This is a genomic window from Paenibacillus sp. TC-CSREp1 (assembly GCF_050171015.1).
Lineage (GTDB): Bacteria > Bacillota > Bacilli > Paenibacillales > Paenibacillaceae > Paenibacillus > Paenibacillus silvae.
This window is the reverse complement of record NZ_JBNOKM010000018.1, coordinates 24,577-36,743: the sequence shown is the minus strand read 5'-3', so window position 1 is coordinate 36,743 and position 12,167 is coordinate 24,577. Positions and strand designations below refer to the sequence as shown.

Annotated in this window: 8 protein-coding genes; 2 read left to right on the top strand and 6 right to left on the bottom strand. The window is 49.4% G+C overall.

What is annotated here, in order from left to right; all coding sequences use genetic code 11:
- The first annotated feature begins 107 nt into the window (after positions 1 to 107).
- Positions 108 to 851 (top strand): SDR family NAD(P)-dependent oxidoreductase, encoded by a 744-nt coding sequence (locus tag ACQSGY_RS24540; RefSeq protein ID WP_427181317.1) that lies wholly within the window; start codon positions 108 to 110, stop codon positions 849 to 851.
- Positions 848 to 1,756 (top strand): DMT family transporter, encoded by a 909-nt coding sequence (locus tag ACQSGY_RS24535; RefSeq protein WP_427181316.1) that lies wholly within the window; start codon positions 848 to 850, stop codon positions 1,754 to 1,756. Before ACQSGY_RS24540 ends, ACQSGY_RS24535 begins: the two co-directional genes overlap by 4 nt.
- 105 nt (positions 1,757 to 1,861) lie before the next feature.
- Here the strand turns inward: ACQSGY_RS24535 and ACQSGY_RS24530 are convergent, their stop codons facing one another.
- The 6 genes from ACQSGY_RS24530 to hisS all read right to left on the bottom strand — a co-directional run bounded on the left by ACQSGY_RS24530 (position 1,862) and on the right by hisS (position 11,725).
- Entirely contained in the window at positions 1,862 to 4,048 is a 2,187-nt protein-coding gene (locus ACQSGY_RS24530) for a HelD family protein (protein WP_427181315.1), read from the bottom strand.
- Between the two features lie 245 nt (positions 4,049 to 4,293).
- Positions 4,294 to 6,078 carry an ABC transporter ATP-binding protein gene (locus ACQSGY_RS24525; protein ID WP_427181314.1) on the bottom strand — a complete coding sequence of 595 codons (1,785 nt, stop codon included), beginning with the start codon at positions 6,076 to 6,078 and terminating at the stop codon, positions 4,294 to 4,296.
- An 87-nt stretch (positions 6,079 to 6,165) separates the two neighbouring features.
- Entirely contained in the window at positions 6,166 to 7,464 is a 1,299-nt protein-coding gene (locus ACQSGY_RS24520; protein ID WP_427181313.1) for an NCS2 family permease, read from the bottom strand.
- Positions 7,465 to 7,834: 370 nt separating this feature from the next.
- Positions 7,835 to 8,593, bottom strand: a complete 759-nt coding sequence (locus ACQSGY_RS24515) for a tRNA threonylcarbamoyladenosine dehydratase (RefSeq protein WP_145406694.1) — start codon at positions 8,591 to 8,593, stop codon at positions 7,835 to 7,837.
- Positions 8,594 to 8,611: 18 nt separating this feature from the next.
- A complete protein-coding gene (aspS, locus tag ACQSGY_RS24510; RefSeq protein WP_111270154.1) occupies positions 8,612 to 10,390 on the bottom strand; it encodes an aspartate--tRNA ligase in 1,779 nt (592 codons plus the stop codon).
- A gap of 81 nt (positions 10,391 to 10,471) precedes the next feature.
- The gene (gene hisS, locus ACQSGY_RS24505) at positions 10,472 to 11,725 is read right to left on the bottom strand and encodes a histidine--tRNA ligase (protein WP_145406692.1); all 1,254 of its coding nucleotides are present in this window, start codon (positions 11,723 to 11,725) and stop codon (positions 10,472 to 10,474) included.
- Between the last annotated feature and the right edge of the window lie 442 nt (positions 11,726 to 12,167).

Sequence of the window (12,167 nt, the reverse complement as noted above, 5' to 3'; positions counted from 1 at the left end):
ATCATCCCTCCACTCTGACATCATTCAAAATGATGTCCAGTTCATTAGTAATCATTATACTCCATACACAAAGCGCACTACAATGAATTCAGAAAGGAGTGTTCAACATGACATACTGGACAGATCGAATCGTTTTGATTACAGGGGGAGGAACAGGCATTGGCCGGGCTGTCAGTTCAATGCTTGCGGAACGAGGTGCACGGGTGGTGCTGAATTATTCTCGCTCCAAGCTGGCTGCCGAAGAAGCAGTACAGCATATTCGGAATCAAGGTGGGCAGGCCTTAGCTATTCAAGCCAATGTTGCCAGGGACAAAGAAGTACGCCGAATGGTTAGAGAGATCGCTGAAACGGTTGGACCCGTTACGGATCTGGTGAACAGCGCCGGAATGACCTATCATATCCCTTTAGAAGACCTCGAAATGGTGACGGATGAGGTTTGGAACGAACTCCTTGATGTGAATGTGAAAGGCATGTTTCACTGCGCTCGTGCTGTAACCGAAGGCATGATTCATGCTGGTGGAGGGGCCATCGTTAATCTGGGCAGCATTGCAGGCAGCACTGGCAAGGGCTCATCACTTCCGTATGCTGTATCCAAAGCAGCAGTTCATGGCCTGACTTTATCTCTGGCCCACGCCCTCTCTCCTCATATTCGCGTAAATGCGATCATTCCCGGAGCGGTTGCAACACGCTGGTGGGCTGGCAATGAGGAACGAATGCATCAGCTCGGCGGGCAATTACTGCTGAAACGAATCGCTTCACCCGAGGATATCGCCCATATGATCTGCGCTGCCCTTGAGCAGCCATCGATGACAGGACAGCTTATTACGATAGATGGCGGGCAAACATTATGAGCACCATAAACCGCAATTCAACTGCATCGGTCCAAGTACCCTCTTTCCTCAATCCGGTAAAATATACTCTATTGATTATCATAACCACACTTATCATGGGAACTTCTTTTCCTGTGGGGAAAATAGGTATGGCGTATGCACCGCCATTTCTTCTTATGGGACTACGCTACATTCTGGCGGGTGGTTTGATGGCCCTGGTGCTGCGCAAGCGTCCTTTACCACGGAGGTGGCAGGCATGGGTTAAAATCATGCTTATCGGACTGTTTCAATCGGCCGGAGTGATGGGCTGTGTCTATTACAGCATGAACTGGATTACTTCCAGTGAATCAGCGATCCTTACGTTTACGAATCCGCTCATTGTCATTGTTTTCAGTGCATTGCTGTATGGCATCACCTATCGGTTAAGCCAATGGATCGGCGTGATTGCGGGGTTTGCTGGGATTTTACTTACTTTTGGCTTGCATATGAGCTTTACCCCTGGAACGTGGATCGGTTTGGCTGGTGCAATATTCTTTGCTGTTTCCACACTGCTGATTAAACGTTGGGGCATGCATTTTGATACATTTGTGCTTACGGCATATCAGATGCTCGCGGGAGGGCTCGTTTTACTTCTGCTGAGTCTGTGGGTGGAGCAGCCTCATTTTACAGTTACGGCCGTTTCTATCCTGTCTCTGTTCTATCTGACGCTGATCTGCTCCGTCGTGCAGTTTTCTCTCTGGTTTTATTTATTGCAGAACAGTGATCCTGCCCAAACCAGTTCCTATCTGTTTCTCGCCCCGTTTTTCGGCGTACTATCGAGCTGGTTGATGTTAGGGGAACACATTCAATGGTTTGTCTGGACTGGAGGTATACTGATTGGGGTCGGCATCTATCTGGTGAACCGTCACTCTCCGTCATCGTTGTAATCCTTTTTATATTAAAAAAAGCAAAAAAGGCATGCGTTCGGGACAACTCCCCGCACGTCATGCCTTTTGATCTATACATTATACGAACTTTGGCAGCTCCTAATGCTAGGATGCATCTTCGTCCGGCCAACCCTGGATCGTAACTTGCTCGCCTTCGGGATTATGCGTTGCCGCCGCATACTCGGGCATATTTCCATCATGGAATAACCACAATTCATGCAAAGCCCGTGTACAGCCGACGTAAAGCAGTTTGGCATCACCGGCACCCGGCATATAATGCTGCTGATCTACATCAGCGACAATGGCTGCATCGAATTCCAGACCTTTGGACAGATAAACTGGTAAAATGGAATGTCCGCCGCTGTACTGCTTTTTGCCACCGTCGATCAGATTTAACTCCCAGCCCGCCGACTGCAGCTCCCGATGAAGCTCTTCAGCCTCATGCAGTGTTCTCGTCAGAATAGAAACCGTACGATAGTCTTTGGTCGTCAGCATCTTCAGAGCACGCTCCAGACTGCGTGTTCGTCCTTCGCTTCCATAAGCAAGCGTGCGCACCGGATCACCGCTACGAAACACCGGGATGGCCGTAATGCCACTCTTCACACCCAGCTCCAGAATCGTATTGGCATAGTCAATGATTTCCATCGTGGAACGATAGCTTCGGGTTAAGGCAAAATACGCATTCTGCTCCTCTGGAAACAGTGAGCTCATCTCTTCCCATGCGTGCACACCGCGATATTCATGAATGCCCTGAGACAGATCGCCCAGAATGGTAAAGGAATGCCCTTTCACGAACTGATCCAGCAGTGCCACATGAAATGGTGAAAAATCCTGTGCTTCATCGATGACAACATGGTCAAATCGCTGGGACCCTTCAATATCATTCACCAGTGTATGAATATATACAAGTGCAGGCAAATCCTCTTCCCGAATGACGTCCTGCTTCAGGTCGGCTCCCGTCTGTTTCATCACAGCTTTCGGAATCAATGCACTCAGCGACGCAGGCACAGCCCCGCCTTTCACGGTCTTGAACAGCTGTTTGTACAGCGTCAGCGGATTGTACTCAGGCCATTTTTTAGCGTAAGCCTTCTCGCGTGTCGCCGCCTTTTTCTTGCGTTCTTTACGCACCGTTTCAGGCATCGCCTTTTTCAATTCCATCTCAATCCAGCGATGAATACGTGCCATAACCCGCTCTTTGCGCTTTGCCAGTGGATAATGTTTGTATTCTGTGCCAAACCAGTTCTCGATCTCCTGTTTGCCGAGCACTGCACCGTCCCACGGACTGAAATCAACATCCGGCACGGATTCCGCTTCCATCCCGGATAACCATTCCCGAATCAGCTCCATGAAACGAATCGAACCTTTGAAACGTCCCGGCACCTCATCATTCAGTTCAGGACGTGCGGCAGGCGTTTCAAACCACGTATGCAGCGTCTCTGACGTATCCGCAAGCGGCATATCCAGTCCGAGCAGATTCATCGCCCAATCCGGGAAGGTGCGCTGCTGAATATCACCTACACCGAGCTCTGGCAGTACATCCGAGATATAATCGAGGAACATATGGTTGGGTGCAAAAATAACCATTTTCTCGGCCGATACCTGCTCTTTATATTGGTACAGCAAAAAAGCAAGACGATGCAGGGCAACCGTGGTTTTCCCTGATCCGGCAACCCCCTGGATGATCAACGCGGTGTTTCTCGCCGCCCGAATGATCTGATCCTGCTCGGCCTGAATCGTAGACACGATATCCCGCAGCTTGTTATCCTTGTTTTCGCCAAGGCGGTATACAAGGAATTCGTCAGATACCGCAGGCTGGTCGCTGTCACGGTTATATGTATCTGCTACCCGTTCCAGTATGCGCTGACGAATCACCACATTTCGTTTCAAATACACCAGACCTTCGATCAGGCCTTCCGGGGCTTCATACGTTGCGGAGGCTTCGCCTCCTGTGAAGGAGTAAAACAAACTTGCAACCGGAGCCCGCCAATCGATGACGAGCGGATGCTCTCCCACCTCTTCGCGATCCACACCGATTTTGCCAATGTACAGCGGTTTCCGTTCCCCGCTGCCCTGCTCTTCGAAATCCAAGCGTCCGAAATAGGGTTGCTGCGCACTCTTGGACAAGGCTTGACGGCGTTCTTCGCGTCCGGCTTCCAGCACTTGTTCCGTGAAGTCGTGGCCGGTATACACCGGGAAATTCCGCAGCCGTTCCAGCTGGCGATCCACTTCTTCCATCGTTTGCTCTAACCTGTACTCTTCTTCTTGATAGGCACTTTGAAAGCTGTCTTTCATGTTTCAGTTACCTCCTAAGAAATATATGTTTTGTTCTACATCGCCAATCTCTGACAACGCAAAAGGAAACCTACTATATCACATAAAAAGGGAAAAAGCTACAGTAACATCACTTAACAAGAAAAACCGTGTCCCCGCCTATGCAAAATGAATGCACGAGCGAAAGATCAACGGTTTCTGGATGAGAAGCTGGCTGCTTGATATTATTGAGATCTATAATAATCAGGCTCAATCCAATCCATATGCTAATTTTCTCCATCCTGTGCCACAAACTGCTTCTGCGCCAGTTCACGATAGACTGGATGCGTGCTGATCAACTCTGTGTGAGTTCCTGTCCCGGTAACATGTCCGTGCTCCAGCACGACAATCTGATCGGAGTCCACCACCGTAGATAATCGATGTGCAATAACAATGGTCGTTCTGCCTTCCATCAGATTGGACAATGCCTGCTGCACTTCGTATTCCGAGGTGCTATCCAGGCTGGAGGTCGCTTCATCCAGCATCAGAATGTCCGGGCTGCGCAGCAGCGCACGAGCAATAGCAATTCGCTGACGCTGCCCGCCGGATAACTTGATGCCGCGTTCGCCCACTTCCGTATCATAGCCTTGCGGCAGCTTGTCAATAAAGTCCGCGGAATATGCCATTTCTGCCGCTCTTCTGATCTCTTCCATCGTCACCTCACGGTCTAAACCGTAGGTAATGTTGTCTTTGATCGTGCCTGCCATCAGCGGACTTTCCTGCGATACATACCCGATCTTGTTACGCCAGGAAGCGAGGGAATACTCGCTGATCGCTTCTCCCCCATAGGAGATGTAGCCCGAATCTGGGAGATAGAACTGCTCTACCAGCGAGAAAAGCGTGGATTTGCCACTGCCGCTCGGGCCAACAATCGCTGTCACCTTACGGGTCGGAACGGTCAAGTTAATACCGTGCAGCACCTCTTCCCCTGTAACATAAGAGAAATGTACATTGTGAAATATGATTGTATCATTCCCGCGAGGAGCCTGCTTGGTACTGTGATCCGGTTCTACGTCATCCGCAAGTATAGCTTGAATACGCTCGGTGGCACCGACTACTTTTTGCAAACGTGAATATAAAGTTGTGAACTGTCCCATCGGCATAATGACCTGGAAAAGCAGCAGAATGAACGCAACTAATTCCCCTGGCGACAGCAGGCCGGAAGCTACACGCATCCCCCCAACACCAAGGATGACAACCAACACAGCCGTCATGACAAAAGTAAACAAAGGACCAATCAGCGCCAGAATACGCGCTTCCTGTAACCCAAACGCAAACATTTTGCGAATGCGGGAATCTCCCGCCTCTGCTTCCTGCTTCTCGGTTCCATACGCTTTGACCAGTCGAATTTCACTAATGACCTGACTCAACACGGAGGTAAGTCCGGCCATCTCATCCTGCTGTTTTTTGGAGATTTTGTACATTTTCCGGCCCACGGGCATGAGAATCAGCATGGTCAACGGCACCAGACTCAGAATAATGAGTGACATCACCCAATCTAGATAAAATAGAAGCGCCACACCACCGATGACAGCAACGATGTTGGAAACAAATGAAACCAGATAATCCGCAATCAGGGTCATAATCTGGCTTGTATCATTCGTAATCCGGCTCATCGTGTCCCCGGTGCGGTTGCGGTCAAAATAAGGCATACGCAGCGATAACACTTTGTTCCACAGCTTGGTGCGAAGCGTAGCTACAACACGCTGGCCCGCATAATTCAACATGTAGATGCTGATACCGGAAGCGATGGCTTGAATGACAAAAGCCCCGAGTAACAGAAAAATAACCGTTTTATTCAGCGCTGATGTGGTCAGCCCATCAATGAGACCTTTGGTCATCAAGGGAACGATTAATCCTGCTGTCGTTTGAATCAATGTCAGGATGAGAGCCACAATCAGAACCAGTTTCGGTGGATTCGTGGAAGCGATGAGCTTGACGAAATCCTTGAATCCTTTCTTCCCTACTTTGGGCTCGTTTGAATCAGACTCCAACTGCTGCTGTTCTTCCATTCCCGCTTCCTCCCGTTCTCTCCATTATCCCTTTCTCCCGTTCTTCCATCATCCGTTCCTCCTGCTCTTGATCAGTTCACCTTCGTTTTACAGAACACCATGCAGCACAAAGTTCGCCAGAAACAGGATCGAGATGCCGTACATCACCACTGGCACTTCTTTCCCTTTCCCCGCAGCCAGCTTGGCCAGCGGATAGGCAATAAATCCAAACGCCATGCCATCCACAATGCTGTATGTAAAAGGAATCATCACCATAATCAGAAATGCTGGAAACGCTTCGGTAAAATCACTGAAATCCATATCCTTCACACCCTGTACCATCAAACCGCCGATGATGATCAAAATAGGTGCAATCGCACTGTCGGGAATATAACCGAGCAGCGGAATAAAGAAAAAAGTCGCTCCGAACAGCACAGCTGTCACAAGCGGGGTTAAACCTGTGCGGCCACCTGCAGCAATGCCTGCTGTTGTCTCGGCTGCCGCCACTGGCGGACTGCTGCCAAAGATGCCTGCCAGCACCGTGCTGATCGATAACGCACGCAGGCTGCCCTTGAAACGTGCCGGACGATCAATCATGTTGGTCTGGGCCGTAATCAGTCCGATATTTTCAAACACAACAATCAATAACAGCAGAAATACAGCAATCCAGAACGCAATATCTGCCAGCTTCATCAGAGACAGTTGACCGAACAAGCCACCGTATTGACGCAATGCATCCAGCGCGGATACCGATTCACCGGGATGCACTGCTCCAAGCAGGTAGGCAAGCCCCGTCCCGATCAAAATACTGATGAGAAGCCCGCCCTGCACATTGCGTATGAATAAAATAACTGCAAGCACAAGGGTTACACAGGCTGTGATCACATTCGGATCATTGAAATGTCCGATCGCAACAAAGGTTGTCTGGTGGGCGATGACAATGCCACTCTTTTGCAGTCCGATAAAGGTTAGAAATAATCCAATCCCTACGGTAATGCCGTGCTGCAGATTTTTAGGAATTGCCTCGCTGATTATTTTATATAACGATGTAAAGGCAACAATAGCAAACAGCACACCCGTAACAGCCACAACAGCAAGCGCTTCCTGCCATGTCAGCTTCATCGAGTGCACAAGTGTATATGTGAAGAACGCATTGATCCCCATGCCGGGTACCACCACAATAGGTGATTTACCGCCAAACGCCATCAGCAGACATCCGGCAATGGACGTGAGCAGTGTACCGACCATCGCTGCCTGCAGCGGCATTCCGGCATCGGAAAGAATGGTTGCATTGACCATCACAATATAAACGACAGCAAAATAGGAAATGGCCCCCGCCACAATCTCCTTCTTCCACTGATCCTCTGGTGTCATGCCCAGCTGCCTGGACATCCATCCGTGTTTCATTCGTTCTGTTCCCCTCTCTCTATTTATAAATTCAACTAAAGAATGTTTACACTTGCCACTCCGATGACAGAATAACCTTCCGATCGCTGTTATTCCCAGATTTCTTGCATTTCCTTCTCCAAAGGCAAAATCCGGTGATAAATGCGAACGCTTCGCTTCTCCAGCTTTTTTCTGTCCTCTCCGTTCTCATGTAAAAATTAAGTTGAACCTATATGCCGCAAATCATTATGTATGTATCATCACGCAGCACACCATATCATACACTCTTTTCGCGGGGAAGTACAAGCAGACACCAAAAAACGCAGATGCACCGCACCTGCGCTTGATGGTAAACCTTTTACATTTTGAAGAGTTAACTGGTTGTTTTGATCTACGCCTCTGACTTCTCCGCTTTTGCAAGCAGGTCTTTGACAGCTACACTGACCATAATCAGCCCGGCTACCGGTGGAACAAAGGCGTTACTCGCTGGTGGCTGTTTCGCTTTGCGAATCTCCGGCGCATTCTCAGGCACAATTTTCTGTGTCACGTCTGCACGCGGCTTGAGCGGCTCCTCGGTGGAGAAAACCACCTTTACGCCTTTTTTAATACCGTCTTTACGCAGCTTGGTGCGTACTACACGGGCAATAGGGTCCATCGACGTTTTCGAAATATCCGCAACCTGGAACTTCGTCGGGTCCATTTTATTGGCAGCGCCCATGCTGGAGATGACCGGAATTTTGCGTTTCAGGCACTCTTTGATGAGATGCACTTTATAGATAATTGTGTCAGAAGCATCAAGCACATAGTCCAGCTCGTACTTGAACAGTTCCTCATACGTTTCCTCGGTATAAAACATGTTCAGCGCAATCGCGTCACATTCCGGATTGATCAGTTTCACGCGTTCTACCATCAGGTCGGCTTTTTTCTGACCTACAGTGGTGGTAAGTGCATGAATCTGACGATTGATGTTGGTGATATCCACCACGTCTTTGTCAATCAGGATGATTCGGCCAACACCGCTGCGGGCAAGTGCTTCTACAGCAATACCGCCCACACCGCCGATGCCGAGGACAGCTACCGTACTATTTTTGAGCGTATCCAGACCTTCAGGTCCGATTGCAAGCTCTGTTCTTGAAAATTGATGGAGCATTGAGAATCGATGCCTCCTTTATTTCTTTTCCGCGACTGGTTTACGTGCCACACGGATGTGAAGTTGTTCCAGCTGTGATCCATCCACTTCGGAAGGTGCATTCATCAGCAGATCCGTTGCACTTGCCGTTTTAGGGAAGGCAATCGTTTCACGCAGATTTGTGCGTCCTGCCAGCAGCATCACGAGACGGTCCAGACCAAAGGCAATACCGCCATGTGGTGGTGTACCATATTCGAATGCTTCGAGAAGATAACCGAATTTGTCGTTGGCTACTTCTGGTGTAAGTCCGAGCGCAGCGAACATCTTCTCCTGTACATCACGTTTGTAGATACGCATCGAACCGCCGCCGACTTCATAGCCATTCAGTACAAGGTCATAGGCTTGAGCACGGATCGCGCCCGGATCAGTGTCGAACAGATGAACATCTTCGTCTTTTGGACGTGTGAACGGATGGTGTTCTGCCACATAACGTTTCGCTTCTTCATCATAGCCGAGCAGCGGGAAGTCCACAACCCAGGCAAACTTGAATTTGCTGTCATCGATCAGACCAAGTTGACGTCCAATTTTCAGACGCAGGGCACCGAGAACATCAGCAACCACTTTTTTATTGTCAGCGGAGAAGAGCAGCAGATCGCCTTCTTCAGCGCCAGTACGTTCTTTTACAGCTTCAATCTCTTCCGGTGTAAAGAACTTCACGATTGGCCCTTTGAATTCGCCGTCTTTCACTTGAATCCAAGCCAGACCTTTGGCACCGTAACGGGCAGCAAATGGTCCGAGATCATCGATCTCTTTACGGCTCCATGTGCCGCAGCCTTTAGCGTTCAGCACTTTTACTTCTCCACCTTTTTCGATGACGGAAGCAAATACTTTCACACCACTGTTTGCTACGATATCGTTCATTTCCACCAGTTCCATGCCAAAACGCAAATCCGGCTTGTCGGAACCGTATTTGCCCATGGCATCAGCATACGTAATCCGTTGGAATGGCAATTCCAGCTCAATGCCTTTTGTTTCACGCAGCAATTTCGCCATCAATTGTTCCATCATTGGCAGCAGGTCATCCTGTTGCAGGAAGGACGTCTCGATATCGACTTGAGTGAACTCAGGCTGACGGTCTGCACGCAGATCCTCGTCACGGAAGCAGCGAGCGATCTGGTAGTAACGCTCAAGTCCGCCGACCATCAACAATTGTTTATAGATTTGCGGAGACTGTGGCAGAGCGAAAAATTCACCTTCATGCACACGGCTTGGTACGAGATAGTCACGCGCACCTTCCGGGGAGCTCTTTGTCAGGATTGGTGTTTCCACTTCAACAAACTCTTCTCCGTCCAGGAAGTCACGGAATACTTTGGACGCTTTGGAACGCAGCTTCAATGTTTCAAACATTTCCGGGCGACGCAGGTCCAGATAACGATATTTCAAACGCAGGGACTCATCGACCTCAACCCCATCTTCAATGAAGAACGGAGGAGTTTTGGCTGCATTCAGCACTTCGATTTCTGTAATTTGAACTTCGATCTCACCTGTTGGCAGGTTTTTGTTCACTGTCTCAGGATCACGTTTAACAACTTTACCCGTTACGGCGATGACATACTCGCTGCGTACGCGATCTGCAATCTGCAGTGCTTCACCAGAATAAGCAGGGTTGAACACGACTTGTACAATGCCGCTGCGGTCACGCAGATCGATAAAAAGTACGCCCCCCAGGTCACGGCGGGTCTGTACCCAGCCGTTCAATGTTACGGTTTCACCGATGTGTGCGTTAGTTAATGCGCCGCAATGATGACTTCTTTTCATAATCAAACTCCTCATTATATATATTTCCGTTCTGTTCAGGCAGGCTCAGACCTTACTTGTACGTCCCGGTTAATTCAACATTTATTGGTTTCCGCGTACCGCTGCGACCAGATCATCCAGCTTCACCGTCTGCTGTTCCCCTGTATCCATCGCTTTCAATGCAATCTCGCCGCGCTCCAGCTCGTCATCCCCAAGAATCGCTGTGTAGCGAGCTTTGAAACGATCGGCCGATTTCATCTGAGCTTTCATTTTACGGCCCAGATAGTCACGTTCACCAGATAAGCCCGATTGACGCAATTTAAACAGCAATCGATTAACCTCGCGATCCGCAGCTTCACCCAGAGCAACAAAGTACACATCCAGCGGAGCCAGTGTTGTAACTTCAATGTTCTGGTGCTCCAGAATCAGCTGGATGCGCTCCAGTCCGATACCAAAGCCGATGCCTGGCTGATCTGGCCCGCCGATATCACCGACAAGACCGTTGTATCTTCCGCCGCCGCCGACGGTATCAATCGCCCCGATGCCTTGTGCTTTAAGCTCAAAAGCGGTCAGGGTGTAATAATCCAGCCCGCGCACCAGACGGTTGTTCACCGCGTAGTCTACTCCGAAATCATCCAGATACGCCTGCAGCTTGGCAAAATGACTGAGCGATTCTTCATCAAGACTGTCCAGAATGGACGGCGCCCCAACGAATTTATCCTGGTCCACCTTGCAATCCAGTACACGCAGCGGATTACGCTCCATACGGGATTGGCAATCCTTGCACAGGCTGTCCTTCATCGGTCTCAGGAAACCAAGCAGTGTCTCGCGGTATTCAGCACGACTCTTGGCATTACCCACCGAATTGATCTCCACCTTGACATCCTTCAGGCCAAGCTCCACACAAAGCTGGTACCCCAGTGCAATGACCTCGGCATCAATTGCCGGATCTACCGCACCCAGAGCCTCTACTCCGAACTGGTGGAATTGACGCTGGCGACCTGCTTGCGGACGTTCATATCGGAACATCGGTCCAATGTAATACAGTTTGCTTACATCCGGCTCGCCGTACAGCTTGTTCTCCACATAAGCGCGGACTACGCCTGCCGTGCCTTCCGGCCGAAGTGTCATACTGCGATTACCTTTATCATCAAAGGTGTACATTTCTTTCTCTACGATATCTGTCGTTTCACCTACTCCACGTACAAACAAGGACGTCTGCTCGAAGATGGGTGTGCGAATCTCGCGGTAATTAAAACGACGGCACAGGTCACGTGCTTTTTCTTCGACGTACTGCCATTTCTCGACTACACCGGGCAGCAGGTCCTGCGTTCCTGTTGGTTTCTGAAAAGCCATCTGTATCCCTCCAGCATTGATTTTCTCTGTAAACGTTAAGATATTTCACGAGTCCCACTACGCAGACAGAACAACCTTTCAATCGCTGTTATCCCCAAATTTTTCTGATCTAACTTTAGAAATGTTTAAAATTCGGTGATAAAGGCGAACGCTTCGCTTTTCCAGGTTTTTTCTGCCTGCTCCGTTCTTCGTGTAAATCTCATATCTCAATTTGAATAACAAAAAAATCCCTCGCCCTGTTTGCTCCTATCAGCAAACAAAGGGACGAGAGATTGTAATATACATTCACCCGTGGTACCACCCACATTCCGGAAGCCTGATCCAAAGCCGTTCAGGTTGTCGTCTGCTGAGTCAGGATGGTTTAAAATGCCTCCCGGTTCAAACAGCTCTTCCGCTCTACGTATAACGCACGTCATGCGCAGGCCGGCTACTAAGATCCGCA